23 protein-coding genes, 4 tRNA genes, 1 pseudogene and 1 riboswitch are annotated in these 26,749 nt (G+C 59.3%); of the genes and pseudogenes, 12 read left to right on the top strand and 16 right to left on the bottom strand.

Annotated features, from left to right (window positions below; all coding sequences use genetic code 11):
* The 3 genes from Q7L05_RS01580 to Q7L05_RS01570 form a co-directional block, all read left to right on the top strand.
* On the top strand, positions 1–1,203 hold a 1,203-nt coding region (locus Q7L05_RS01580; protein ID WP_303901053.1), incomplete at its 5' end, for a YfjI family protein.
* A 146-nt stretch (positions 1,204–1,349) separates the two neighbouring features.
* Positions 1,350–1,862, top strand: coding sequence for a hypothetical protein (locus Q7L05_RS01575; RefSeq protein WP_303901052.1), 513 nt, complete (start codon positions 1,350–1,352; stop codon positions 1,860–1,862).
* Positions 1,863–1,902: 40 nt separating this feature from the next.
* The gene (locus Q7L05_RS01570) at positions 1,903–2,526 is read left to right on the top strand and encodes a hypothetical protein (protein ID WP_303901051.1); all 624 of its coding nucleotides are present in this window, start codon (positions 1,903–1,905) and stop codon (positions 2,524–2,526) included.
* A 523-nt stretch (positions 2,527–3,049) separates the two neighbouring features.
* On the opposite strand, the gene ybgF is transcribed toward Q7L05_RS01570, so the two are convergent.
* The 3 genes from ybgF to Q7L05_RS01555 all read right to left on the bottom strand — a co-directional run bounded on the left by ybgF (position 3,050) and on the right by Q7L05_RS01555 (position 5,164).
* The gene (gene ybgF, locus Q7L05_RS01565; protein ID WP_303901050.1) at positions 3,050–3,796 is read right to left on the bottom strand and encodes a tol-pal system protein YbgF; all 747 of its coding nucleotides are present in this window, start codon (positions 3,794–3,796) and stop codon (positions 3,050–3,052) included.
* A 689-nt stretch (positions 3,797–4,485) separates the two neighbouring features.
* Positions 4,486–4,764 carry a hypothetical protein gene (locus Q7L05_RS01560; RefSeq protein ID WP_303901049.1) on the bottom strand — a complete coding sequence of 93 codons (279 nt, stop codon included), beginning with the start codon at positions 4,762–4,764 and terminating at the stop codon, positions 4,486–4,488.
* Positions 4,765–4,804: 40 nt separating this feature from the next.
* Positions 4,805–5,164 carry a hypothetical protein gene (locus tag Q7L05_RS01555; protein ID WP_303901048.1) on the bottom strand — a complete coding sequence of 120 codons (360 nt, stop codon included), beginning with the start codon at positions 5,162–5,164 and terminating at the stop codon, positions 4,805–4,807.
* Between the two features lie 255 nt (positions 5,165–5,419).
* Positions 5,420–5,508: riboswitch (cyclic di-GMP riboswitch) on the bottom strand.
* A gap of 599 nt (positions 5,509–6,107) precedes the next feature.
* Here Q7L05_RS01555 and Q7L05_RS01550 point away from each other — a divergent pair.
* From Q7L05_RS01550 to Q7L05_RS01530, 5 genes and pseudogenes are all read left to right on the top strand, one after another.
* Positions 6,108–6,344 (top strand): annotated as a pseudogene (locus tag Q7L05_RS01550) (winged helix-turn-helix transcriptional regulator); the annotation flags it as partial.
* Between the two features lie 61 nt (positions 6,345–6,405).
* Positions 6,406–7,047, top strand: coding sequence for an ATP-dependent DNA ligase (locus Q7L05_RS01545; protein WP_303901046.1), 642 nt, complete (start codon positions 6,406–6,408; stop codon positions 7,045–7,047).
* Entirely contained in the window at positions 7,047–7,724 is a 678-nt protein-coding gene (locus tag Q7L05_RS01540; protein ID WP_303901045.1) for an SOS response-associated peptidase, read from the top strand. The genes Q7L05_RS01545 and Q7L05_RS01540 overlap by 1 nt, the downstream gene beginning before the upstream one ends.
* 112 nt (positions 7,725–7,836) lie before the next feature.
* Positions 7,837–9,036: an MBL fold metallo-hydrolase gene (locus Q7L05_RS01535; RefSeq protein WP_303901044.1), complete on the top strand. Its 1,200-nt coding sequence runs from the start codon at positions 7,837–7,839 to the stop codon at positions 9,034–9,036.
* Between the two features lie 263 nt (positions 9,037–9,299).
* Entirely contained in the window at positions 9,300–9,608 is a 309-nt protein-coding gene (locus Q7L05_RS01530; RefSeq protein ID WP_303901043.1) for a hypothetical protein, read from the top strand.
* A gap of 88 nt (positions 9,609–9,696) precedes the next feature.
* Here the strand turns inward: Q7L05_RS01530 and Q7L05_RS01525 are convergent, their stop codons facing one another.
* The 3 genes from Q7L05_RS01525 to Q7L05_RS01515 all read right to left on the bottom strand — a co-directional run bounded on the left by Q7L05_RS01525 (position 9,697) and on the right by Q7L05_RS01515 (position 10,613).
* The gene (locus tag Q7L05_RS01525) at positions 9,697–10,146 is read right to left on the bottom strand and encodes a DUF1249 domain-containing protein (RefSeq protein ID WP_303901042.1); all 450 of its coding nucleotides are present in this window, start codon (positions 10,144–10,146) and stop codon (positions 9,697–9,699) included.
* A 293-nt stretch (positions 10,147–10,439) separates the two neighbouring features.
* Positions 10,440–10,516, bottom strand: a tRNA-Arg gene (locus Q7L05_RS01520).
* Between the two features lie 21 nt (positions 10,517–10,537).
* Positions 10,538–10,613 (bottom strand) — tRNA-Ala (locus tag Q7L05_RS01515).
* A 318-nt stretch (positions 10,614–10,931) separates the two neighbouring features.
* Here Q7L05_RS01515 and Q7L05_RS01510 point away from each other — a divergent pair.
* From Q7L05_RS01510 to Q7L05_RS01495, 4 genes are read left to right on the top strand one after another with little or no spacing between them, the layout of a single operon-like run.
* Entirely contained in the window at positions 10,932–12,320 is a 1,389-nt protein-coding gene (locus Q7L05_RS01510) for a KamA family radical SAM protein (RefSeq protein ID WP_303901041.1), read from the top strand.
* Between the two features lie 16 nt (positions 12,321–12,336).
* Positions 12,337–13,257, top strand: coding sequence for a carbohydrate kinase family protein (locus Q7L05_RS01505; protein ID WP_303901040.1), 921 nt, complete (start codon positions 12,337–12,339; stop codon positions 13,255–13,257).
* Entirely contained in the window at positions 13,250–15,409 is a 2,160-nt protein-coding gene (locus Q7L05_RS01500) for an HAD-IIB family hydrolase (protein ID WP_303901039.1), read from the top strand. Before Q7L05_RS01505 ends, Q7L05_RS01500 begins: the two co-directional genes overlap by 8 nt.
* Positions 15,406–17,808, top strand: coding sequence for a sucrose synthase (locus Q7L05_RS01495; protein WP_303901038.1), 2,403 nt, complete (start codon positions 15,406–15,408; stop codon positions 17,806–17,808). The genes Q7L05_RS01500 and Q7L05_RS01495 overlap by 4 nt, the downstream gene beginning before the upstream one ends.
* A 5-nt stretch (positions 17,809–17,813) precedes the next feature.
* Here the strand turns inward: Q7L05_RS01495 and Q7L05_RS01490 are convergent, their stop codons facing one another.
* From Q7L05_RS01490 to Q7L05_RS01445, 10 genes are all read right to left on the bottom strand, one after another.
* On the bottom strand, positions 17,814–19,184 hold the full coding sequence (locus tag Q7L05_RS01490; RefSeq protein WP_303901037.1) for a diguanylate cyclase: 1,371 nt from the start codon (positions 19,182–19,184) through the stop codon (positions 17,814–17,816).
* A gap of 86 nt (positions 19,185–19,270) precedes the next feature.
* Entirely contained in the window at positions 19,271–19,621 is a 351-nt protein-coding gene (locus tag Q7L05_RS01485; RefSeq protein WP_303901036.1) for a PilZ domain-containing protein, read from the bottom strand.
* A gap of 65 nt (positions 19,622–19,686) precedes the next feature.
* Entirely contained in the window at positions 19,687–20,307 is a 621-nt protein-coding gene (locus Q7L05_RS01480) for a response regulator transcription factor (protein WP_303901035.1), read from the bottom strand.
* Positions 20,308–20,806: 499 nt separating this feature from the next.
* Positions 20,807–21,220: a response regulator gene (locus Q7L05_RS01475; protein WP_303901034.1), complete on the bottom strand. Its 414-nt coding sequence runs from the start codon at positions 21,218–21,220 to the stop codon at positions 20,807–20,809.
* 25 nt (positions 21,221–21,245) lie between these two features.
* A complete protein-coding gene (locus Q7L05_RS01470) occupies positions 21,246–21,674 on the bottom strand; it encodes a response regulator (RefSeq protein ID WP_303901033.1) in 429 nt (142 codons plus the stop codon).
* Between the two features lie 111 nt (positions 21,675–21,785).
* The gene (locus Q7L05_RS01465; protein ID WP_303901032.1) at positions 21,786–24,071 is read right to left on the bottom strand and encodes an MASE3 domain-containing protein; all 2,286 of its coding nucleotides are present in this window, start codon (positions 24,069–24,071) and stop codon (positions 21,786–21,788) included.
* A 281-nt stretch (positions 24,072–24,352) separates the two neighbouring features.
* A tRNA-Arg gene (locus Q7L05_RS01460) sits at positions 24,353–24,429 on the bottom strand.
* Positions 24,430–25,022: 593 nt separating this feature from the next.
* Positions 25,023–25,114: transfer RNA gene (locus Q7L05_RS01455), tRNA-Ser, on the bottom strand.
* Between the two features lie 56 nt (positions 25,115–25,170).
* On the bottom strand, positions 25,171–25,359 hold the full coding sequence (gene csrA, locus Q7L05_RS01450) for a carbon storage regulator CsrA (RefSeq protein ID WP_303901031.1): 189 nt from the start codon (positions 25,357–25,359) through the stop codon (positions 25,171–25,173).
* Positions 25,360–25,486: 127 nt separating this feature from the next.
* Positions 25,487–26,728 (bottom strand): aspartate kinase, encoded by a 1,242-nt coding sequence (locus Q7L05_RS01445; RefSeq protein ID WP_303901030.1) that lies wholly within the window; start codon positions 26,726–26,728, stop codon positions 25,487–25,489.
* Between the last annotated feature and the right edge of the window lie 21 nt (positions 26,729–26,749).

The following is a 26,749-nucleotide window of genomic DNA, read 5'->3' as shown; positions in this document are numbered from 1 at the left end:
GCGCCATTGGTGGCCTGGGAGCGCGATAAGGCCACCATCCTGGAGCCGGAGATCAGGCGCATCACCAGCGAGCGCAAAACCCGGGAGGCCCGCGCCAAGGAGGTGCGCGGCAAGGCCGCCAAGGAGAAGGAGAACGGCAAGGCGGCGGAACTGGCGCGGGAGGCTGCCGACATCGAGGCCGAGCTGCCGGAGCCCCCCGCTCCGCCGCAGATATGGACATCCGACGCCACACCGGAACGGCTGGGGGCACTACTGGCAGAGCATGGCGAGTGCATGGCATGGCTCTCATCGGAGGGCGGCGTCTTCGACCTGCTGCAAGGCCGCTACTCCAACGGCATCCCCAACCTGGACCTGGTGTTGAAGGCCCATAGCGGCGATGCCGAGCGGGTGGACCGGGGCAGCCGTCCGCCGGTCTTCCTGAAAGGCCCGCGTCTGAGTATCGGCCTGAGCCCACAGCCAGATGTATTGCGGGGGCTGGCGGCCAAGCCGGGATTCCGGGGGCGTGGACTACTAGGGCGGTTTCTCTATCTGCTGCCGCCCTCCCCTCTGGGCTATCGCGCCCTGCAATCCAATCCCGTCCCCGAAGGGGTACGAGATGCCTATGCCGCCGGACTGCGCGCCATCCTGGATTGGGAACCGGCCATCGACGAACACGGCGAGGAACGCCCCCACCTGCTGCGCCTGAGCAAAGAAGCCTATGCGGAGTGGTACGCCTTCGCCCAGGCCATCGAGGTACAGATGCAACCGGGCCGGGAACTGGAACACTTCACCGACTGGGCCGGCAAGGCACCGGGAGCGGCGGCACGCCTGGCCGGGGTACTGCACGGGATCAAGCACGCCCACGGCACGCCTTGGGAGGCCGCCATCACCGCCGAGACCATGACCGCCGCTCTGGAGATCATGGCCATCATCACCCGCCACAGTCTGGCGGCGCTGGACATGATGGGGGCCGATCCCACCATCGCTGCCGCCCGGCTGGTGTGGGACTGGATCGAACGGGGCCGACTGGATCGCTTCACCGTGCGCGAAGCCTTCAACGCCCTGCGCGGCACCTTCCCCCGTGTTGCCATGTTGCGCGAAGCCCTGGAGGCGCTGGAAGAACGCGGTTATCTGGAGGTGATTGAACCGCCGCGTGATGGGCCTGGCCGTCCTCCCTCGCCCATGGTGCGGGTAAGGCCGGAGATTGCGAGGGCCTGGCGATGAGCTGGCGCGAAACCCTCGGGGTGACTCCTTTGGCGGAAACACCCTATGCGCACAATTCGCAGAATACGCAGAAACCCACCAAGCAAGGTAATTGTGCGGATATTGCGGATTCTGCGCATAGGGATTCAGAACAGGAAAGCTCCAAGTTGCTGGAGGCACTGGCTGACGCTTGCAAAGGAATCGACATCACACCCACCGAGGTAAAGGAAGCACTGGCAGCGGAAGACATCGACGACTGGCGCAAGGGCGCGATCAGCGCCGATACCCTGGCCGCGTTCGCCCGCTCACTGGCGCAACGGCGGGAGATGGATCGGGGCAAACGCCCGGAGCACTACACCGAGCAAGCCACATGCAAACACTGTGGGCCGATCTGGTTGTGGTTCACCGGCGAGGTGCTGGGCTGCCCGTGGTGCTGGAACCGGGCAGCGAATAAACCCATACCGCGACCCTGCTCCGTTCGCTGCGGCGACTGCATCCACTTCGAGCGCATTCAATCACCGCACGGGCACCCACACCTTGGCCACTGCGCCAAAGGTGAGCCGGAAGCCATCGCCGGATTGTGGGATACGGACCGGCGATATTGCGAACGCTTTTTACCAAGGCCACAGCAAACCCATAACGACCAACCAAGGCCCGCAAGGGCCGAAACAAAAAGGTGAATTTCCCAAATGATTTCGGTTAAAAAATCTGGAGGCAGACATGGGCGGCATGGGTAGCGGGCGACACTGGTACTGGGGCGCGAAAGACACCACCGACGATTACCGCTCCATCGACGTGCGGCGCTGGAAACGGGATGGCCTGCTCACCCCGCACCAGTCCTTCGGCTGGCAGTGGTCACGGCATGGCGATGTAGTCGCCTCCATCCGCGTGCGCACTGAACCGCACCGGGTAATCCTTACCTATCGACACCGAAGCGGCGGCGACGATTGGAGGGACGAAAGTTATCCTGTCTATCTCGACTGGACCGCCTGCCACCTTGGCGGGCAACGGCCCTGGTTTCTATGCCCTGCCCGTGGTTGTGGCCGGCGCGTGGCGATCCTCTACGGCGGCGGTATCTTCGCCTGTCGTCACTGTTACCAGTTGGTATACCCAAGCCAGCGGGAAGCGGGCTACGACAGGATGGCACGGCGGGCGGACAGAATCCGCGACAAGCTGGGATGGGAGCCGGGCATCCTCAATGGCAACGGCTGGAAGCCCAAGGGGATGCACTGGGACACATTCGAGCGGCTGACCGCCCAGCATGATGCTTTCGTACAGATTTCATTGGCCGGTATGGCCGCGAAGCTAAACCTGCTTGGGGAATCGCTGGATGATTGGATGTAAGATGAGCACAGCAAACGGCAATGACATGGAATATTCAGGGGTAACTATCGGGGTAACCGCGATAAACCGAAAACATCTTATCCAGTACAATCAATCGGATACGCGCGCTTTTCGGTAGTCGCCGCCCCAAAGCCGTCCCAGGACGGCTTTTTTATTGCCTGAATTCAACGGGAAAGTTCGCCATCCACCCTACGCGCAAGCGCATGATCGCTGCGCAGCGTCTCGTCTGCCGGAAACCATTTGCGCGGTGGGCAAATAAGGCCGGCATAGCTCCACGGCCATGCGCATGGACAGGTCACGACCCGCCCGCGACTTCTTGTCATCGGGGCGGGCGGGCCGGCCCATAATCCGCAGCAGGTGGCGGCAAAGGCGCTTTGTGAAACGCGGAGGGAGGGCCTAATCAAACCGGGTGGAGAGCCTTCTTCTACTTATCGCAATTCCCGTTTTACAACGGCTATCGCGTCATGAGCGTCGCCAACGCCGACGTCGGTGTAGGTTTAGGCGGGATGGAGGTAGCGCCGCATCAGGCGTTCGGCTTTTCCAATCGCTCCAGCAACGCCTCCGCCTGGCGCGCTTCGGTGGTGCCGGGATGGGTTTTTGTTAACTTCTCAAGGATAGAGCGGGATTTTCCGTTCTGTTCGAGTTTGTGGTAGCTGTAGCCGATCTTCAACAGGGCCTCCGCCACTTTGGGGCTGTCGGGGTGCTTGTCCACCAGGGCGCGATAGGCGCCAATTGCCCGGTTGTACTCCCCGCGCGCGTAATTCGCCTCGCCTATCCAGTACCGGGCGACGTGGGCGTAGCGGCCATCCGGATACTGCTTGAGTAATGCTTCGAATGCGGCAATGGCCGGTTCGTAGCGCAACTCGCGCAGGATATCGAAGGCCTTTTGATACACCTCGCGTTCGGCGATTAGCTCGCCGGAGTCGGGCGTGGGCCTTCCGGGCTCTGCTATATCGGATTCCGCACCCGCCTCCAGCCTTTCTGAAGTAATGCCTTCGCGCTCCAAGCGGACGAGCCGGCGGTCGGTATCGAGATAGAGCGTTCGCTGGTGCTCCTTGAGGTTTTCGATTTGGTGGCGAACCTCCTCAAGCGTGCCCCGCAGGGTCGCCAACTCCCGCTGCTGCTGGTCAAGGCGGGTTAGCATCTCCAGCAACGGCTGGCTCGCCAATACCCGCTCCAGCCTCTGAACCCTTTGCTCCAAACTGCCTTCTGCGCCCTGGCTCGTTCCAAAAGCAAGCAGTGCCGGCAGCAGATAGCGCAACTTCGACATTTCGATACTTCGAAAAACCATGTTCAACCTACGATTCCAAGGTCCCATTCGCCTCATGCCGTTCTCTGGGACTGCGTTGTGAATGGTTAGGGTCTGTCTCAATTGCGAGAAGCTTAACATGCCCGAACCTCAACAGAATCGCACCCGATTATGAGTACGCAAATATCGAAATTGGATACTAGCGGCGAAGCTGTTCACCGTTGCTGTGCTCTCGGGTTGGCTTCGATCTCGGATGCGACCGTTGGCGCAGTGAGCGCCAGAGAAATAGAACGAAGGCAGCGATTGCGATGAGAGAGACAACCGAGCCGTAAAAATAGAGCTGGGCGTCATTCAATCGGTTCGTCAAGTGGGCCCAAGCCACGGCGTAGAGCCCTGCGATGTAGGCGACGAGAATGTACAAGCTTCCAGAACGGAGCACGGTTCCTCCCTTGGAAAAAAAAGACAGTAACCGGTCGCAAAAAAACCGGAGTCTCAGGGACTTGCCGGAGAACCAGTGCGGATGAATGAGACCTTACTTACCCAAGGGGATGAGGCCGAAGACGATGGCAAGCAGTGAAGCCAGCCACAGAGCGGCCGCTCCGAATACGATTAATTGCAGCATTATTGGTATGCCTCCCTAAAACCCCAACATCGGGTGTGACAGCTCCGCTCCTGCAGAGTTCCTTCCAGCCGATTGGTGGGGCTTTTCTTCAGGAGGCCGGTGGAATTTTCAGATCGAAGGTCCGAACCGGCAGGTCGGCTTCCTCTTCTTTGGGCGCTCTATCAGCCACCTTCTCCTTCAGGGGGCTCACAGCCGCCCCGGAGCTATCGCCCAAGGAGAATTTGTCCGAGAAGAAAATGCCCACTGTAAGAGCGGCGCTGAGTGCCAAGAGGCCCATGACCGTCAGCAAGCCACGCCATGTCAGCCGCCGGCGGCGGCGTCCCAGAAATTCATCTTTATCCTCGACCAGGTGTCTAAAGTCCCGCACTTACCGTCTCCAGATTAATTCGAAGCAAGGATATATTTCTTCAGTAGACCCGCTTCCTGGTATCAGTGATCTTCACACCGAGACCGACGATTTTATCGTGATAACGGTCCGGAATATGAGAGTCTTTGACCACTCGTACCTTTCGCCCTGCCCCGACACTAGCGTAGGAGCGCAGCCGATAAATGGGATCGTCCTTGGTGTTCAGGAAATTGGCCATGAGATCCACATCGTATACGTCCTCGCAACCATTGGTCAGGAGTGCCTTCCAGACGATTTTCGAGAGGCCGTAGTCCGATTTCGAAAGGGAAAAGCTGGTATCGGAAACCTCCACGCACTGGGCCGATACACCGGACGGGACGAACGCGAGAAGCGCCGCCAAAAGCAGGACATTTCGAATCATGCGCTCTCCTGGGATTTTACGAGACCGATGTGCCCGGTCTCGGGGCAGTTGACCAGTCAATAACTCTATCACCCGCCGGGTACCGGAAGCGAATCGTCGTGCTCCCATGCTGGTAAGTACAGCCGCACCTAGCGTTAACTGTCCCCTGGATGCCCCGGTCGCTCTAACGCCTTATCGGTGATGTCGTTGGGCGCTCGCCAGTGAACGCCTGCCTTACGCTGCGGAAGCTGCGGGTAGCAGTGAAAAGGATGAAGACCTGGCAGCCCCGCGATCATAGATTCCGAAGAACCCTTAGACCGGTGGCTTTGCGCCCCTGCCTTTCGACAGGTTGGCCTTTATAAAGCTACATTCTTGATTGATATGAGTTCCCGGCTGGTTGCCGTTTTTGGTGGTTGGCTTAGGTCATCATTCGATGCGCGAGTTGGTGTACCGAAAACATTCCAGGAACTGCTCGGACAAGTCGACAACGAGACCCACCATCCTCATGGGATATACCCCCGGCGCACCTGGGGCGACGGGTCAACGACCGCAATAACCATCCCATCCGGAGAACCCTCGAAGCTGATCACAAACCGGAAGATGGCCGCGAGACTATCCTCCGCCTCTTGGTCTACAACACCCCGTGGTTCGAACTTTTTTCTGCTTTGGATGTGCGTCGCGAGTCGAACGTCGTCCGGGGAATCGAAACGGCCAATCGGGAAATCCGCTTGATTTTTCCTTCCCGACTTTTTATTTTTGGATATGCGTTAAAGATAAAATAAAGAAGTATCTTATTTTAGGTTCGAGGCAGGCAGGGTGAAGCGGGAACTCCAAGGCAGATACGTAACCATATCAACAGTGGGTGAGAAGGCCCAGGCCTTCGTGCCAGCGCCGCTCCCACCGCGCTGCCCATCGACTGGACGCCGGAGCTGCGCAGCAAGTTCGATCAGGCGCTGCTAGCGCTCGGGCGGCGGCATCCACCCTGCAGGTCCACCGAGCGCTGATGGAGCATCCCATCACCACTTCGAGCTCGCTGGTGGGAGAGACCGGCATCACTCCGGCCACGGTCAACAAGGCGCTCGGCCACTTGGAACAGCTCGGCATCGTCAAGGAGCTGACCGCCCGGAAACGCAACCGCCTGTTCAGCTACGCGGGCTATATCGAGATCATGAGTCGTGGCACGGAACTGCCGGACAGGTAGGTCAATTTGACCGAGCCCGCCCGTCCGAGAACTCGCCCGCCGCGCACCGGTCAAATCCGGCATGAATACTCAACCTATTCCCTCGGTAATCTCCCCGATGCTCCTGTCGGCTGCACCGGAGCCGTTCGACTCCCCTGCGCACCTGTTCGAAATCAAGTGGGACGGGATTCGGTGTATCGGGCACGTGGGCGAGGCGGTCTGCCTGCAGACCCGCCGGCTCCATACGGTGACCGCGCAGTTCCCGGAAGTGGCCGAGGCGCTGCGGCAGTTCCCTGAGGGGACGGTTCTCGACGGAGAGCTGGTGGTGTTCGAGGGTGGCCGCCCCAGCTTCGAGGCCGTTCGTCGGCGCATCGCGATGCGCAATCCGCAGAAGATCCTCCACACCGCTACCGACCGGCCTACCACCTTCATGGTGTTTGACCTCCTCTATCTGGCTGGCAGTCCAATGATGGCGCTGCCCCTGGAGGAGCGGCGCCGGCACCTGCTTGAGCTGGAGCCGGAAGACGGCCCTGTCTGCATCCCGGAGCACTTCGATTCCGGGACTGCCCTCTACGTCGCTGCCATCGGGCAGGGGCTTGAGGGGATTGTCGCCAAGCGGCGCGACAGCCGGTACACCCCCGGTCGCCGCTCGCCCGCCTGGGTGAAGTGCAAGCCGCCCGACTATGACTCCGGAAGGTTCGACGACCTGCGCAGACGGCTGTGATGTGCGGACGATTCGACCAGCACCACCCCACTTCCTTTTACGCGGAGCGGCTCGGGATGCCGACCGATCGGCAGTACGGCGACCTGGCAGCGCGCTACAACGTCGCTCCTTCGGAAGCGCCCCTGGTGGCACGCTGGTCCGAATATGGAGGCGGCCCGGAGCTGGTAACGCTCTACTGGGGCCTTATTCCCCATTGGTCCCGCGATCCAGGCAAGGGCCCGAAGCCTATCAATGCCCGGGCCGAGAGCGTCAATACCAAGCCGATGTTCCGGGATTCGTTCCGGCGCCGCCGCTGCCTGGTGCCGGCAGACGGGTTCTTCGAATGGCGGAAGGAGGGAACCATCAAGCAGCCGTACTATTTTCGGTTCCGGAATGGAGAGCCGATGTTCTTTGCCGGACTCTGGGATCGCTGGTCCGGTGAGGGGCCACCCCGCGACACCTTCACCATTATCGTGACGGAGCCAAACGAGCTCGCCGCTCGGTATCACGACCGGATGCCCGCGGTCCTCAAGATGGAGTGGCATCGAAGATGGTTAAATCCGGACACCCCGAATCTTGCCGAGCTTCACCAAATCCTTTTGGAACCCTACCCGGCGAGTGAGATGGAGGTAGTCCGGGTCTCCCGCGCTGTGAACGACCCCAAAAACAAGGGGAGGGAGACCATACAGCCGGAATGATCGGTCATCTCATTCCGAATTCGACACAAGCCGCCCAGACCGGTCGACTATAATTCGAAGCGACGACATCGCCCGATGTCCGCACATGCCCTGCTCCAAAAGGAGGCGTCTCATGTTGAAGAGGGCCACTCCCGCCGCGAATCCACAAGAGGTTTGGGAGCGACTGCTGCGCGACGAGCCGATGTTCATCCTCGATGTGCGCAACCGTGACGAGTTTGAAACCTGGAGGGTGGAAGGTCCCCACCCGGTACCCACCCTGAACGTCCCCTACTTTGATCTTCTCGACCTGGAGGACGAGGACGAGGATATCACCGAAGCGGTGGTCCGCGGCGTGCAGGCGCAGATCAAGGACCAGCTCCCCGGGGACCGCCCGATTCTCGCGGTGTGTGCGGAGGGCCATACCTCGGATTACGTCGCCGAGGGTCTGCACCGCCTGGGATTCGATGCCATGAACATGGAAGGCGGCATGGAGGGCTGGGGCAATTTCTACTACTCGCGCCCTGTGGATCGGAACGAGCGCTACTCGCTCTTCCAGGTGGTGCGCCCGGCCCGCGGTTGCGTGAGCCACGTCCTGGTGAGCGACGGCCGCGCCGCCATCTTCGATCCGCTACGGCACATCGAGGAGTATCACCGGCTGGTCACAGACCTTGGTGCCACGATCGAACGGGTGCTGGATACCCACCTCCATGCCGACCACCTCAGCGGCGGGCCGGAGCTGAGCGAGCGGGACCACGTCCCGTACCACCTGCACCCCTACGATGCCATCCACCCTATGGACATGCTGCCGGCGCGCATCCCGTATCGGCCATTGGAGTCACAGCAGACGTTCACCCTCGGGCGGGCCGATATCAAGGTGCTGCACTATCCCGGCCACACCCTGGGCATGGTCGCCTTTCTCATCGACGGACACTTTCTGCTAAACGGCGACAGCCTCTTCCTGGAGTCCATCGCGCGCCCCGACCTGGGCGGCAAGGCCGACGCGTGGACGCCGCTGCTGTACGCCTCGCTGAAGCGGATGGAGGAACTGCCCGACGAAACGGTGGTACTGCCGGCCCATTTCAGCGAACTCTCCGCCGGAGACGAAAACGGCGTCTATCGCGCTTCACTCGGTGAGCTCAAGCAGCACAACCCCGGGCTGCGCAAGCTGGCCGAGGGCGAAGCGGCCTTCCGCGACTATGTCCTGTCCAGTCTGCCGGAGTTTCCCGAGGCCTACGTGGAGATCAAGCGGGCCAACGCGGGCCTAGCCAGTCCCGATGCGCGCAAGGCGCAGGAGCTCGAACTGGGCAAGAACATTTGCGCGGTGGGCAAATAAGACCGGCATAGCTCCACGGCCATGCACATGGACAGGTCACGACCCGCCAGCCACCCCTTGTCATCGGGGCGGACGGACCGGCCCTGGTCCGCAATCAGCCAGTCAGGGGATGGACATTTAAATAATGCCCATTTAGGCTTATTCGCTTTAACTACACAGAAAAGCTCGCCTGAGGCTCCAAAACGCCAGCTCGAGACATGTCGTGCTTGTGTGGGCGACCGGTTTTTGGGATAAATAGCACCAGATATCGGATAATTCCGGCCATGAGACCGCCCCGGGCACAAGATTATGTCGCTTTGTTGCGGCTGTATCGTACTGATCTCCGTCAGGTGACGGAGACCGGCGGCAATCGGTTCGAACTGCTTTTCCTGCAAGTCATTCGCCTCCTTGGCGAACCCTCCCCGTTTAATCAGACCCTGCCGGCCCCCTTTCTGGATGTGGCACGGCGCTATAGCCGGGGCGAGCTTCACACGCTGTCCCACTTCCAGCATGACGAAAACCGGCAATTTTTCCTGAGCGATCTGTACGACTATCTGAAAATGCAGACCGATCCCAGCGAGCGGAAGGCGTAGGAAAAGACGTTCGGATTATGCTGCCTTGAAAAGGTGTGTCTCTTCGTTGGTGCATTAAACGGCAGGTGATACCGCGTTCGGGCAACTTTCAGGCGTTCGTGATGCCGGGACTGCTAAGCCGGTAGCCATGGCGCAGGCAGTGGCGTAGCAGATCGTGCAGCAGATAATTGACCTGGCGCTTTTCGTCACGATGAAAGCGACCCGCGTCGGCGACCTGATAACGAGCGGGGATGCGATCGCAGCCCTGGTAGCCCATCACCTCCATGACGCCCGCATCATCGTAAACGCGCACCTTCATTAAGAGGTCGGAAAGCCAATCATGATCCACGCAAAAAGGTTTGGCGAGCAGCAGTGTGGCGGTGTAGCGGGTCACCTCTAGCACGTGCACGTTCAGCTCGCCCTGGGTGCTATCCGAGGCCAGCGCAAAAGTATCCCCCTCCTTCGTCTGTTCCGGTAGGAGATGCAGAAGCAATCTGTAGTTCTCCTCATAGATCCACATCGGATTACGAGGAGGTACGCCGACAATCGTATGGCTCATTAACGGCACCCGAAGCGTAATCATTCGCCCGTGCTTTGACTTGTGTTCAGTCTAACACACGCCCGGCACTGCTCATGGCTGAAACCGGCTCCAGACAGGCCGAAACTGCGAACCCGGTCAGGCGCAACGGGTCCGTCACATCCGGGAGGCGGCCTACGTTTGCCTGAAGGGTGTGATTGACACGAGATTTGCTTACCTTGAGGACCACGGCAGGCTCCTCGAGGTTCAATTCGTCGTCGCAAAGTGAAGCGCCCTGCGGGGCAGGTGGAGCAGCAGAGCAAGCAAAAGAAAAATGGCGTCCCGAGCAGGATTCGAACCTGCGACCCTTCGCTTAGGAGGCGAATGCTCTATCCTACTGAGCTACCGGGACGAAGGGATGGTACTGGTCATCTGGTGGAGCCGAGGGGAGTCGAACCCCTGACCTCAGCAGTGCGATTGCTGCGCTCTCCCAACTGAGCTACGGCCCCGCAATAGCCCCACATTCTAGCATTTGCGGAAGAAACGATGCCACAGGCACGAGCTAACCGAGATAATCCTTCTCAAACCGTATTTTCAGAACCTGCCACCCGGTTTTCTTCGCACGGGCCGCAAGCGCGCCCAAACCCCCTATTCCCGTAATTTTCGAGCGGGAATTTTTTTTGCTTCTGCCTACCCTTTTTTGTTATAAAGAATTTCTCCCGCCAATAGCGGGACATTCTGCGTTTTTCAAATAATCTCTTCCCGTGATTCTGTGCCTCCCACAGGCACTGTCAGTCAATCTTTCGAGCCCGGATTTTTCTCGCTTTATGACCAAGATAGCAGCACAGATCAAACAACCGTCAGTGACGCCGGAAGGACTTTTCGGTTCGACCAAGCGCTTCAAGGTCTATACCGAGCGGCACATCGATCAGATTCCGCAAGTCCAGAAGCTGCCGGAAGAACAGCGATTCGCGATGCGTGTGGTGGCCAGTGTTCTTCCGTTTCGGGTCAACCAGTATGTCATCGATGAACTCATCGACTGGAGCAATATCCCGCAGGACCCTCTCTTTCAGCTGACGTTCCCGCAGCCGGGGATGCTGACGCCCGAACAGTTCGGGCGTATGGCTGCACTGTTCCGCGAAGGCGCCGACCGCACCGTTATCCGGGAGACTGCCAGTGCCATCCGCGATGACCTCAACCCCCATCCGGCCGGGCAACGGGAGCTGAACGTCCCCAAGGTCGACAAAGAGCGGATCGAAGGCATACAGCACAAATACCGAGAAACGGTACTTTTCTTCCCCAGCCAGGGCCAGACCTGCCACTCGTATTGCACCTTCTGCTTTCGCTGGGCACAGTTTGTCGGTGACAAGGAGTTGCGTTTCGCCACCAACGAGGCGAGTCAGCTGCACCACTATCTGCGCAAGCATACCGAAGTCACCGATCTACTCATCACCGGAGGCGACCCGATGGTGATGAAGACCCGGCACTTCAAGGCTTATCTGGAACCTCTGCTGGAACCGGCGTTCGATCACGTCACCAATATTCGCATTGGCACCAAGGCACTCTCCTTTTGGCCGCAGCGTTTTGTCACCGACGGCGATGCCGAAGAGCTCCTTGGGCTGATCGAAAGGGCGGTAGGCGCCGGAAAACAGGTAGCGTTCATGGCTCATTTCAATCATTGGCGTGAAATGGAGACGGAGCTTTGCCATGAGGCTATTCGCCGCATACGCGCTACCGGAGCCGTCATCCGCAGTCAATCGCCGCTGATTCGCCACATCAACGATGACGCCGATGTCTGGGCACGCATGTGGCGGACACAGACCCGCTTGGGGGTCTATCCTTATTACATGTTTATCGAGCGCGATACGGGGTCGAAGCGCTATTTTGAATTGCCCCTGGTTCGTGCCTGGGAAATCTATCGCGACGCCATGAAGCAGGTCTCAGGCCTGGCCCGCACCGCCCGTGGACCGAGCATGAGTGCCGGCCCGGGCAAAATCGAGGTGCAAGGCGTCGCCGAAGTGGCAGGAGAAAAGGTGTTTGTCCTGCGCTTTATTCAGGGGCGGAATCCCGATTGGGTTCAGCGCCCCTTCTTCGCCAGGTTCAATCCCGATGCCACATGGCTGCACCAACTGAAGCCCGCCTTTGGCGAAGAGAAGTTCTTCTTCCAGGACGAGTATGACACGATGTGCCGGGAAGCCATGTTCGAATTCGACTGATGCAGGGGGAGAGATCTTGCGCGAAGAGCGATTGCCGCGGGGACGGCCGGTCATCTTCGGTGAAGTGCTTTTCGACTGTTTCGAGAAGCAGGGCACCAGCCTTCTCGGCGGTGCCCCGTTCAATGTAGCCTGGCACCTGCAGGGCTTTGGCCTGGAACCCGTCTTCATCAGCCGTATCGGCGATGACGAACGGGGCCGACAGGTGCGTCGGGCCATGGCCCGGTGGGGCATGAGTACTGGCGGCCTGCAGATCGACTCACGACACCCCACTGGCGAGGTCCGCATCACTCTCGAGGCCGGTCAACCTACCTTCTCCATCCTGCCCGACCGGGCCTACGATTTCATCGACGATGCCGAGGCGTTATCAGCCATTCCCGAGCGTCCCGCCCTGCTCTATCACGGCAGCCTGGCCGCGCGCCACACCATCTCCGCCGCCACCCTCGACCTGCTGCGCGAACATATGGCCGCGCCGCTGTTCGTAGACGTCAATCTGCGAGCACCCTGGTGGGACAGGCAGACACTGGCCAGGCATCTGACCGGGTGCCGCTGGGTCAAGCTCAACGGCGACGAAGTGGTGCAACTGGCCACAGGCCCGGTGCTCGAAGACCATGAGCTGCAGGAGGGCGCCGATGCTTTACGCCTGGAGTTTGGCATCGAGACGTTGATTGTCACCCTGGGAGAGGAAGGTGCATTCATTCTCGACCGCAAAGGGGTATGGCGGGACCATCCGCCACCGGTCACCGACCTGGCCGATACCGTCGGGGCGGGAGATGCCTTCAGCGCAGTATGCATTCTCGGACTGATATACGACTGGTCACTCCCGCAAATACTCCATCGTGCCCTGGGTTTCGCCGCGGAAGTCTGCCGCGTCCGCGGTGCGACCATCGCCGACGAGGATTTCTACCAAACCCGAATGAATTCCTGGATCGATGAATAACGAAGGTCTGTACATCATACTGGTCAGTGTTCACGGCCTGATTCGCGGCCACGATCTGGAGTTGGGCCGGGATGCGGATACCGGAGGTCAGACCACGTATGTGGTGGAGCTGGCCCGGGCCTTGGCCAAACATCCCGATGTAGCGCATGTGGACCTGCTGACACGCCGGGTCATCGATCCAAAGGTTTCCGCCGACTACGCCATTCCCCTCGAACCGATAGCCCCCAATGCCAACATCGTGCGTCTCGCCTGTGGCCCGCGCCGCTATTTGCGCAAAGAGGTGCTCTGGCCCTATCTCGATTCCATGGCCGATCAGGCGTTACAGCATGTCCGCCATATGGGCCGTGTCCCCGATATCATCCATTCCCATTATGCGGATGCCGGTTACGTCGGCGCCCGGCTGGCGGGACTCCTGGGTGTACCGCTGATCCATACCGGCCACTCGCTCGGCCGCGAGAAGCGGCGGCGGCTGCTGGACCGCAACGTCAAGCCACAACAGATCGAGAAACACTACAACATCAGCGAGCGCATCGATGCGGAAGAGATGGCCATGGATATGGCCAGCGGGGTGATCGCCAGCACCCGTCAGGAAGTCGAGGAGCAGTACAGCCTGTACGAAAACTACCACCCTCGTCGCATGCGGGTGATTCCCCCGGGCACGGAGTTGAATCGCTTCCATCCACCGAAGGAACCACTGGGCGACAACTCGCGAGTCAAGGGCATGATCGGACGTTTTCTGACCAACCCGGACAAACCCGTCATTCTCGCTCTCTCCCGCGCCGATGAACGCAAAAACCTTCAGACATTGGTGCGGGCGTATGGAGAGAACGAACGCCTGCGGGATTCAGCCAATCTGTTGATTGTTGCCGGCAACCGCGACGATATCGGTTCGATGGACCGTGGTCCCCGCAAGGTGCTCACCGAGCTTCTGTTGCTCATCGACCGTTACGACCTTTACGGCCACGTCGCCTATCCCAAACATCACCACGCCAATGATGTCCCGGACTTCTACCGATTGGCGGCAGAGAGCCACGGCGTCTTCGTCAATCCGGCGCTCACCGAACCCTTCGGCCTGACACTCATCGAGGCGGCGGCCACCGGACTTCCCATCGTAGCCACCGAGGATGGCGGTCCGCGCGATATCGTCGCTCACTGTAACAACGGACTTCTGGTCGATCCGCTCGATGCCGACCGTTTGGGGGAAGCGCTGCTGGAAGCCATCAGCGACCGCAAACAGTGGAAAGACTGGTCGAGCCACGGCACCAGGGGGGCACATAGATTCTATTCCTGGCGCAGCCATGTGGATCAGTATCTCAAAGAGGTGCGAGCGATACTCGGCAAGCACCACAAGGCTCGTCCGGTACGACCCCACACCAGCCGCCTGCCAACCATCGAGCGGCTGGTGGTCTGTGACGCCGACCAGACCCTGCTGGGCGACCGCGCGGGCCTCAGGGCCCTGCTCGAGGCACTGGAAAAAGCCGGCGACCGGGTGGGGTTCGGAGTCGTTAGCGGCCGACACCTGGAGAGTACCCTGGCGGTCCTCGACGAATGGGGCGTACAGCGGCCCGACCTTATCGTCACCTCCGTAGGCAGTGAGATTTACTACGGCAACCGCATGGTGGAGGACCGCGGCTGGCGGAAGCACATCGAGTATCGGTGGGATTCGGAGCGCCTGCGGCAGGCCATGGAAAACATTCCCGGCATTCGCCTCCAGGCGGCGGATAATCAGCGTGACCACAAAATCAGTTATTTCATCGATCCCGACACGGCTCCGCCGGTCCGCAAGATTATCCGCTATCTACGCAACCTCGATCTGCACGCCAATGTCATCTACTCCCATGGATCGTTTCTCGATTTGCTGCCGATCCGTGCTTCCAAGGGCCAGGCGTTGAGATATATTGCCGCGAAATGGGGCATTCCTCCGGAGCGGATGGTGGTGGCCGGCGATTCCGGCAACGACATCGAAATGTTGCGGGGCGATATCCTCGGGGTGGTCGTCGGCAATTACAGCCGTGAACTCGAACGACTGCGGGGCGAGCCGGGGATCTATTTCGCCGAAGCCCACTATGCGTTCGGAGTACTGGAAGGTCTGCGTCATTATGCCTTCCTCGAAACAGGGAATGAGCCGGTCGTGTTGGAGGAGAACTCGTGATCCCCAGCCTCGGAGAGTCTCTCGGCGAGCACCGCAATGCCATCTATTCGCTTCTGCGCCACTACGTTGGGCTGGGTAAGCCGTTTCTGCTGCGTTCGGAGCTTTGGGACGAATTCTCCCGTTTCTGCAAAAAGCCTGAGCATCAACACCTTTGCGACTCCTCGGTAGCTCGAGTCATCCGGTCCAGCCAAGAGGCGGTTATCGAGGCCCCGTGGGTGTATCTCGCCGTACGGTCGCGAATCGCCCGATGGACTTACCTTCGCTTCCATATCGATACGCTTGACCATGAAGAGGCGACCACATCCGAATTTCTGTACTTCAAGGAGCGGGTACATAATGGTGGCCGAAATGAGGAATGGATGCTCGAGATCGACCTGGGTCCGTTCAACCGCGAATTCCCCAGGCTGAAAGAGCCCCGCTCCATCGGACGCGGAGTGGAATTTCTCAATCGGCGGCTCTCGTCGCAGCTGTTTCAGGAGATCGGAAAAGGGGACAAACGGCTACTCGAATTTCTCCGCATGCACCAGTGCCAGGGTCGGCAATTGATGCTGAACAACCGGATCGCCGACGTAGCGGCACTTCGCCATGCCCTGCACCAGGCGGAGGAGTATCTGTCGGACCAGCCTCCCGATGACGAATGGGAAAGTGTCGGTTATGCGCTTCAGCAGCTGGGTTTCGAGCCCGGCTGGGGACGCACCGCGGCCCGAATGCGAGACCAGTTGTCACTGCTGACGGATATCCTCGAGGCGCCCGCGCCCGAACCCCTGGCACGCCTCCTTGGCGAGATGCCCATGATCTTCAATCTGGTGATACTGTCCCCCCACGGTTTCTTCGGCCAGTCGAATGTACTGGGCCTTCCCGATACCGGCGGCCAGGTGGTGTATATTCTCGACCAGGTGCGTGCCCTCGAGAAGGAGATCCGCCGCAGGATCGATGAACAGGGCCTGGAGATCGAGCCGCAAATCCTGGTGGTGAGTCGCCTGATTCCCGAAGCCGGCAAAACCAACTGCGACGAACGCCTGGAACCCATTGTCGGCACCCAAAATGCCCGCATCCTGCGCGTTCCCTTTAGGACCGGGAACGGCGAGATTCTCCCCCAATGGGTCTCCCGTTTCGAGGTCTGGCCCTATCTGGAACGCTTCTCCTTTGATGTGGAGCGGGAGATCCTGGCGGAGCTGGGGGCCCGTCCGGACCTTATCATCGGCAACTATTCCGATGGCAATCTGGTGGCGACGCTGCTTTCACAACGCCTGCACGTAACCCAGTGCAACATCGCCCACGCCCTGGAGAAGACGAAATACCTCTACGCCGACCTTTACTGGCAGGAAAACGAGCCCGAATACCACTTTTCCTGTCAGTTCACCGCCGATCTTATCGCCATGAATGCGGCGGATTTCATCGTCACCAGCACCTATCAGGAGATCGCGGGCACCACGGAGAGCGTCGGCCAGTACGAATCCTATGGTGCCTTCACCATGCCCGGGCTCTATCGAGTGTTGAACGGGATCGATGTCTTCGACCCCAAGTTCAATATCGTCTCACCGGGGGCGGATCCCGATGTCTATTTCCCCTACACCGAGACTCGACGCCGACTGCCCGGCCTGCACGAGGAGATCGAAAAGCTGGTGTTCGGTGGCGACTGGCCCAACTCCCGGGGTCGACTCGAAGACGCCGATAAACCCGTTATCTTTACCATGGCACGTCTCGACCAGATCAAGAACATCAGCGGCCTGGTCGAGTGGTACAGCCGCAGCCCGAACTTACGCGAACAGGCCAACCTGCTGGTTATTGCCGGCCATGTCAATGTCGAAGAATCCGGCGATCGCGAGGAGCGGGATCAGATCGAGTGTATGCACGGGCTGATGGACGACTACGGCCTCGACCATCAGGTGCGCTGGCTCGGCGTTCACCTGGACAAACACCTGGCGGGTGAACTCTATCGGTACATCGCGGAACGGCGCGGTGTGTTCGTGCAGCCGGCACTGTTTGAAGCCTTCGGCCTGACCGTAGTGGAGGCGATGAGCTCGGGCCTTCCTACCTTTGCCACCCTCTATGGTGGCCCGCTGGAGATCATCCAGCACGGGCTCTCCGGTTTCCACATCGATCCCAACCACGGCGATCGGGCCGCCGAAGAGATCGCCGACTTCTTCCGCCGCTGCAAAACGGACCCGGATTACTGGGAGCAAGTCTCTGTAGCCGGCTTGAGGCGGATCCACGAGCACTATACCTGGGAGCTCTACGCCAACCGGCTGCTTTCACTATCCTGCATCTACGGGTTCTGGAAATACGTGACCAACCTCGACCGCGATGAGACCCGTCGATATCTGGAGATGTTCTATGGACTCTCTTACCGAAAGAGGGCGGAAACCGTGCGGAACCCGGCCGTCGATAACCAATAGATTTACTAGCCGGCCACTTCCACCCGGTCGCGCCCGGCTGTTTTGGCGGAATACAGCGCCGCATCGGCGGCGGCAATCAGCGACTCGGCGCCACCCTCGGCACCGAGTTGGGCCACACCGACGCTACAGGTCACCGATACCGCGACAGCCGCATCCGAGTACAGATTGTAGCATTTGGCGGCCAATCGCCGACGCAGCCGCTCAGCCATCGGCTCGGCTTTTTCGATAGCCGTCTCGGGCAGCACCACTGCGAACTCCTCCCCGCCGTAGCGGCCTACCAGATCCGAAGCCCGGGAAACCTCTTGAATGGCTTGCGCGCTTCCGGCCAGGACCTCATCCCCCGCCAGATGTCCGAAGCGATCATTGATCCGCTTGAAATGGTCCAGATCCACGAGCATCAGACAGAGGGGCCGGGAATAGCGACGTGCCCGGGCGAGCTCCTGCTCCATGCGAGCCGCCAGGTGTCGGCGATTGAGCAGGCCTGTCAGCCCATCGGTATTGGCCAGCCGCTCCATCCAGGCAGCAAGGATTTTTTCCCTGGTGATATCCCGGTGAGTGGCCACGAAGCCTTCAAGACGCCGGTGTTCGTCAAAGATCGGAGAAACCGTCAAGGCGCTCTCCAGGCTGGTTCCATCCTTGCGGCGATTGGTCAGCTCGCCCCGCCATACCCCTCCCGCCATGACGGTCTGCCACAATCTGGCGTAGAGTGCCGCCGGAGTACTTCCGCTCTGCAGCAATCGCGGTGTCTGCCCGAGAACCTCCTCTTTCGCGTAACCGGTCAGTACCGTAAAGGCCGGATTCACGTATTCGATGCGCCCCTCGGAATCGGTGATCATCATGCTTTCCGCAGCGTTATCGATCGCACGGAACAGGTGGCCGAGCGAGCTATCCAGTCGGGCCACACGGGCCTTATGCGGCCGAGTACGGCTCACGGCAATCCGGTCAAGGGATTGCCGCAGGCGCTCCGTAGTAAGTTCGGATTTGGGGAGATAGTCGACTGCGCCGCCATGCAGGGCGTCCACCGCGAGTGCCTCATCGCCAAGGCCAGTGAACAGCACTATAGGCGTGGTAATACCCAGGCCGAGTGCACTCCGAAGCAGGCTCAGGCCATCACCATCAGGCAGTTTGTAATCAACGAAGGCGCAGTCAAAGGAGCGCTTGGTCAGGAGCGACAGGGCCGATTTCAGCGAGCCGACATCATGGACCTCCGCATCCGGCGAGGTCCTGGCCAGCGCGCGGTGCATGGCGATGCGGTCATACTCGTCATCATCGACGACGAGCACCGTTAGGCCCTCCTCGCTCATGTTCAGGCTCTTCTCTTCCAGATCCCGCAGGGCAACCGCATGCTTTGAAGCGAGCGGTATAAGTCCTTGCATCGTAAGCTTAGCCTATCCCACTGCCAATCGTCGGGTCGCTCGATTGCAGGACCAGAAGGCCGACCTGCGATCACAACGGAGTTTCATCACCCGTGAAACCGCTTGCTGAAACCGCGTGCACTGCCGGCACGCGCACCGTAGAGTTCAGCATACAGCTTCTGCATTACCTCGGGTGCCGGTTCCTGAAAGGCTAGCCCCATCTCTCCGTGCGCAGTCCAGGCGATGGCTGCCGCAAGCGCATATCCCGCCTGATCATCACCAGGGAACCGGAAATGGACTTCGACCCGTGCATCCCGCGGGATCACGATGGGACCGGTTTCAATTCCCATGCCACCCGTGCCGATATCCCGGACCCGCCCACTGAACAAGCCCAACTCTTCATACCGCACCACGGCGTGCATTTGGACACGTTTCCGCCTGCCTCTACGATGTTCCATTGCCACGCCTCTCATCAAAGAGTCTTCATTTCAACTCCTTGGGGCATCAATGGAAATCCGGATCATTACGGAGGCGACAGTCCCTGCGGGCCTGCCTGGAGAACACAGCGCACTAACTCAGCGAGGGAGCCAGCCTCGAGTTTTTCCATAATATGGGCGCGATGGCTTTCCACCGTACGTCGACTGATTCCCAGCTCGGAGGCAACTTGCTTGTTGGATTTGCCTGTGACCAGCAGGTTCATGACTTCCCGTTCACGGCCGGTCAGGCGATCCAGTCGACAGGGCCGAATCCGTCCCCGTGCCAGGGCCTTGGCGCTTTCCAGGCACATCAGGATTCGATCCGGTGCGAGATGGGATTTGGGGAGATAGTCCGCGGCCCCGGCTTTGAGCACTTCAACAGCCAAAAGCTCGTCGCCATAGCCGGTGAGGATGATAACCGGGGTCGTCAGACCCTCCCTCCGTACTTGTTGGAGAAGCTCCAGGCCGGATCGTCCGGGCAACCGGTAGTCGACGAAGGCCGCCAGGTACTCGCGCCGCCGCAGCTTGTTCAGAGCCGCCTCGGATTCGCCTGCCTGATCAATAGGAGAATCCGGAACCGCGCTCTCCAGTGCCCGGCGTATCGTTTCACGATCGACTGCATCGTCATCCACGATCAATAAGGTGGAAGGTTCGGTATCGGCTTCCATGCCGTCTCGACCCCTCTGCTATGTCCGTTTCGCCTCGCCGGAGACTGCTCTCCGGCGCCCCATCAAAGTCTCCCTGACTTTCTTTTGTGCCCCTTGCCAAGCTCCGCCGAGGCGGCTGGTTCAACCCAAGCAGAGACGCCCCCTCGCAGGAGTGAACCGTACCTACACCATAGCAGCCTGTTGGCATAGGTCGTAAGAGGAAAAGCGGGATGCGGCCGGTTATTTCGATCCTTCAACGAATAACGTAGCCATTTAGCCCGAAGATTTCATAACTTCGTGCCAAGATCGCGCAGAATGTTTGTTTCACGAGGAAATTTTCGAAGGAGCGGCGTATCGGGGATTACGCCGACTGAGGGAAATATTTTTTGTGGAATCAAGAGACAAGCGAGACCGGTGCAAATTTATGAAAGATTCGAGATTAGGACCAGGAGGACGGAGAGCCGGTCGATATCCTTTTTTCTGCCGTAAACCGGGCACAACTCCGACAAGCTGACACTTGCTACACGTATTCGCTCAGTTGCCAATAACGGCCGATGGTCCCGAAAAGCTCCACCAGCGCCTCGTAAGAGACCGGCTTGATAAAATAGCCAGCGACGTTGTATTCAAAAGCCGTCGCTTTATCCGATGGCTGGCTCGAAGAGGTCAACGCAACGGTCGGGAACGCTTTCAGTTCGGGATCGGCCCTGAGTTCCTTCAGAAATGCGATCCCGTTCATTCGCGGCATGTTGAAGTCGAGCAGAATGAGTTTGGGAACCAGTTTCGGTCTATTCTGCCCGCGTAGGAGCTCCAGCGCCTTATCACCCGACTCGGCCACGTAAAGAGGGTTGTCAATACCGTGCTTTTTGAACGCACGCTGCACCATCATGACATCCACTTCATCATCCTCAACCAGCAAAATGGGCGGTTTGTTCATAGATACGAGTACGACCCCTGATACACTAATGACGGTCCTGGCGTTTCGGTGAGGGCATATTCAGCCCCAGCCAGTAATCGACGACCAGTTTGAGCGCTTCGGAAAATTCCTTGTAATCGACGGGCTTTCTCACATAGCTGTTTGCCCCCAGATCATAGCTGGTGGTCACGTCCGTCTGCTCGACGGATGACGTGAAGACCACCACGGGGGTGAGGCGGGTACGATTATCGACGCGCAGCGCCTGCAGAACCTCCAACCCGCCCATCTTGGGAAGTTTCAGGTCGAGCAGGATCAGCCGCGGCGGCCGTTCCGAACCGAAGAGATAATCCAGTGCCTCACGGCCGTTATGGGCCACGAAAACCTTATCCTGCAGCGCCCGCGTTCGCAATGTGCGCAAAATCAGCTCTTCATCGTTAGGATCATCTTCGACCAAGAGGATCGAGGGATTCTCCATATTATTGTGCTCCTTTCCACCAGGAGTTTTCATTTCAACGGATTCGACTGCAAACCAACCACCCAGCGATGGCCGATGCCAATCGGAAAACTCCTAGTATAGGTTAGACGATTATTCAATGCTTTCACTCCCATCGGGCAAAGTGAAGAAAAAACTGGCTCCCTTCCCCGGCTGTCCCTCAGCCCAGGTCCGGCCGAAGTGCCGGTGCACTATCCGCTGCACCGTGGCGAGCCCGATGCCGCTGCCTTCATATTGTTCGCCCCGATGCAGTCGCTGGAACGGCTGGTAGAGGCTGTTGGCGACCTCCTGTTCGAAGCCGATGCCGTTGTCGCGAACGAAAAAGGCAGCTCCTACCTCGGTATCCATGCAACCGACTTCGATCACTGCGGGATCGCGCTCGGCGGTAAACTTCCATGCGTTCTCGAGCAGGTTCTGCAGCAGCAGGCGCAGCAGAATGGGATCCGCGTGGGCAACCATACCCGGCTGAATGCGCCACTCGGCCCGACGCCCGGGGTCCGAAGCCGTTACCAAGTCGGACAACTCCGCTGCCAGGGCGCTGACATCGACAGCTTCGGGATGGATTTCCCGGCGTGAAACACGGGAAAGGCCAAGCAGACCGTCAATCATCTGGCCCATGCGGATTGAGGCAGCCCGCATCCGCCCAAGATAGTCTTGGGCCGTCTCTTCGAGTTGGCCGCTGTAATCTTCAAGCAGGGCCTGCCCGAAACCGTTGACGGCCCGCAACGGCGCCCGTAGGTCGTGGGAGACAGAATAACTGAAGGTCTCCATTTCCCGGTTCACCTCCTGCAGTTCCCGGGTACGCTCCGCTACCATCGATTCCAGTTGCTGCTCGTAGCGCTCCCGTCCCTGTTCGATGCGCTTGCGTTCAGAAATGTCCCGAAACACCACCACGGCACCGGTGATGTCCCCATCGTCTCCTCGCAACGGGGCACTGGTGAACGCCACCGGGAATGCTGCTCCATCACGTCGGTGGAACAGGTCATCATCCGAATGCCGGACCTTGCCGTCCTTCAGGGTCAGCAAGACAGCACATGCCTCTCTGGGATGCTCCTCCAGCCCCCCGGGCGGCTGATGCAGGGTCGTATGCGCATTCCTGCCGATGAGCGCCTCCGCGCTCCAGCCGGTAAGCCGCTCCAGAGCCGGATTCACGAAAACGGTCCTGCCCCTCCGATCGACGCCGAAAATCCCATCCCCCACGGACTGCAAAATGGAGTGCAGTTCCACATTCTTGTTATGCAAACTCTCCTCGGCCTGTTTGCGAACGGTGATGTCATGACTGACATGGACTACCCCGGCCTGTGCAGCCCCGCCGGGCTGCTCGATAGGCGTAATCGTCACCGAATGCCAGATCCCGGTATCCTTGAACGGGACCTCGAACGTCATCAGTTCTTTGAGGTCTCCGCGAATACACCGGCAGATGGGGCAGTCCTCCTCCGACCACTCCCGAGGATGCAGCAGTTGGTGACAAAACCGTCCAACCGGCTGAGTGTCGCGAACCTGCACCCGGGCGGCCCGGTTGCTCTGCCGGATAACCCCATTTTGATCGACCACCACGACAGGGTCGGGCACTGCGTCATAGGTGGTCGCACCGCGGGAGAGCAGGCGAAACGGCTCATTGAGCGAGGTTTCGACGATGGCCACAAAAACCAGCCAATAAGATAAGAGCTTGCCGACGTGGCCGACGAAATTCTCCAGGCCATAGACGCTTTCATATAACGTAAACAAGAACTCGGATAGTGCGGTCACACTGATCGCAAGCGCCATCAGCTTGACGACTCGCTGATCGATCTCTCCGCCCCGCATCCACAGGTGCCAAAGGGCGACGATCAGCAGGCCGATAATGACGTACTCACTGACCACTTTAAACCGCGTCAATCCCTGCCCCGCAACGAATGCATCGGGAAATGCCCCTGCGAAGATCAGCACCGAGACAACCGCCGCGAACGTTCCGATACCTGCAAAGGCAAGACCCCGATGCAGGCCGTTCACCGCAAACGCAGGTGCAACCAGTAACACCAAGGCCTCCAGGTAGCGTGTTGCGACCCAGAATTGCGTAGAGGTATTGGCGGCATCGGGCTCGATAATCCCGATGCCCTGGTAGCTAAGGGTATGCAGCAGATCCATAACGCCGACCCAAAAATACCCTGCTGCCAGAAATACCAGGAAGCCATTGCGTGAGAAGGGATAGGTTTGCCAACCGACCACCGCCAACAAAATGGCGACGATGACCGCGAAGAGCTCGACAAGGGTATGGAACAGCAGGTAGTTATAGGAGACCGTTGAGATCAGCAGGCCGGCCATCAACAACAGACCCCAGACGCCAAAACCAAGATCGAGTCCGTATCGCATCTTCACTTGGGGAATGCGACTTTCCACTTCCGCTCCTCACCTTTTCCGTTCATCAAGGATAACCCCTCAGCGGGAAGCCCGTATTGGAGATCGGAGGTGCTGGAGTTATCACCGGACGCCACGATATCACTGAGGGATTCCTCCCTCCAAACAGGGGATTATGGCCCGAGAGATAAGGTACGCCCACTAATATCAGCGCGCCAGGTGATACCGGCAAACCTGCCAGGTATCCCGCACAAAATCCTGCATGAGCGGAGGGGAAAGCGAGATACAAAAAAGCCCACGCCTGAGCGCGGGCTTTCGGAAGATGGCGCGCCCGCGAGGATTCGAACCTCGGACCGCCTGGTTCGTAGCCAGGTACTCTATCCAGCTGAGCTACGGGCGCTGAAACGGCTGTGCATTATGGTGAAGCCCCACTCCCCTGTCAAGCGGTGCTGCCGCTCTGTTGGAAGATTGCGTATACCAAAATGAAGTCGATTTATTGGCGGGGAGAGAGGATTGTTCTGGACCTTCTGTCCCCACCCTGTCGGCCATTTCGCTTCGGTCGAACCCCGGTCGGGGGTTCGGTTCCCTCTTTCCGGTACCGCGACTCAAATTGTCACGGCGTTAACTATCTTTCCTTGAATTTGGCGGAGAGAGAGAGGATTACTCCGGGCGTCCTGCCCTCCGCCCCTTCGGGGCCGACCTGCGGTCGTTCCGAATCGCTCCAGGCGATTCGGTCAAACCCTCTGTCGGGTTCAAATCCCTCTCGGGCGGGCTCCGCCATGGACCGGTGCTATCCGGCTACATATCGCTTCTTTGTATGGCGGAGAGAGAGGGATTACTCCGGGCGTCCTGCCCTCCGCCCCTTCGGGGCCGACCTGCGGTCGTTCCGAATCGCTCCAGGCGATTCGGTCAAACCCTCTGTCGGGTTCAAATCCCTCTCGGGCGGGCTCCGCCATGGACCGGTGCTATCCGGCTACGTATCGCTTCTTTGTATGGCGGAGAGAGAGGGATTCGAACCCTCGATGGGGGATAAACCCCATACTCCCTTAGCAGGGGAGCGCCTTCAGCCACTCGGCCATCTCTCCTTTGCGAGCGCGCAAGGATACTAAATGAGAAGGGCCAACGTAAAGGGCCTTATCCCTCAGGAAGGGATTTCTTCACCGTTCTTCTCACGCTGAATCCGTTCATAGATCTCCTCACGATGCACCGAGACATCCTTGGGAGCATTCACCCCGATACGTACCTGGTTACCCTTGATACCCAAAACGGTTACCGTCACTTCATCACCAATCACGAGTGTTTCACCCACCCGCCGAGTCAAAATCAACATCGTCTATACTCTCCTCAGTACAATCCGTTTTTCCATTAGCGTGAATGCCTCACACTTTCCTGTTCGACAGCTTATCCGCCACAGAGTGCTGTCGTTGAACTGTCTTGCGCACGATGTGTGCGTTGAATCACGCTTCCGTGGACGCAACCGGCTCCTGCTCGAGCTTGAAGGCATTGTGCAGGGCACGTACGCCAAGCTCCAGGTATTTTTCGTCGATAACCACCGAAATCTTGATTTCCGAGGTGGAGATCATCCGAATGTTGATACCTTCTTTGGCCAAAGCCGCGAACATGGTACTGGCGATCCCGGCGTGGGAACGCATGCCCACACCGACCAGCGAAATCTTGGCGATCTTGTTGTCGCCAGCCACCTCACGCGCCCCCACCGCTGTGGCGGTCTCGCGCAGCATTTGCAGTGCCTGTTCGTAATCGTTGCGGTGCACGGTGAAGGTGAAATCGGTCATGGAACCATCGGCACTGACGTTCTGAACGATCATGTCGACCTCGATGTTCGCCTCACCGATCGGCCCGAGAATCAAGGAGGCGATGCCGGGTTGATCCGGCACCCCCTGAATGGTCAGCTTGGCCTCGTCACGATTAAAGGCGATACCGGAGATCAGCGGTTCTTCCATTCCGTCTTCCTCGTAGGTAATCAGCGTTCCGGGACCTTCCTGAAAAGAGGAGAGGACCCGGAGCGGGACATTGTATTTTCCGGCAAACTCGACGGCGCGGATCTGCAGTACCTTTGAACCCTGGCTGGCCATCTCCAGCATCTCTTCGAAGGTGATCCGTTCCAGCCTGCGTGCACCGGAGACTACCCGTGGATCGGTGGTATAGACGCCGTCCACATCGGTATAGATCTGGCACTCATCGGCCTGGAGCGCCGCCGCGAGTGCCACAGCCGTGGTATCCGAACCACCTCGCCCCAAGGTCGTGATATTGCCCTCTTCATCCATCCCCTGAAAGCCGGCGACGACCACTACGCGACCGGCCCCCAGATCATCACGCACCCGTTCCTCGTCGATTCCCAGGATACGGGCCTTGCTATGAGCGCTATCGGTGAGAATATTCACCTGCGCACCGGTATAGGAGCGGGCCTCGCAACCCAACTGCTGGAGCGCCATGGACAGAAGTGCGATGGTCACCTGCTCACCCGTAGAGAGCAGCACATCCATCTCCCGCACATCCGGCTCGGGCATAATGCTTTTGGCCAGATCGGTGAGCCGATTGGTTTCGCCGCTCATGGCCGAAACCACAACGACGACATCATCGCCGCGATCACGGAATTTCTTGACCTTTCGTGCAACGTTGGTGATTCGGTCTGCACTGCCGACGGACGTGCCGCCGTATTTTTGTACGATTAACGCCATATATTCAGCCGTTATGTCCAC

The sequence above is a fragment of the Thiohalomonas denitrificans genome (assembly GCF_016841685.1).
Lineage (GTDB): Bacteria > Pseudomonadota > Gammaproteobacteria > Thiohalomonadales > Thiohalomonadaceae > Thiohalomonas > Thiohalomonas denitrificans_A.
This window is presented reverse-complemented; position numbering and strand designations above follow the sequence as displayed.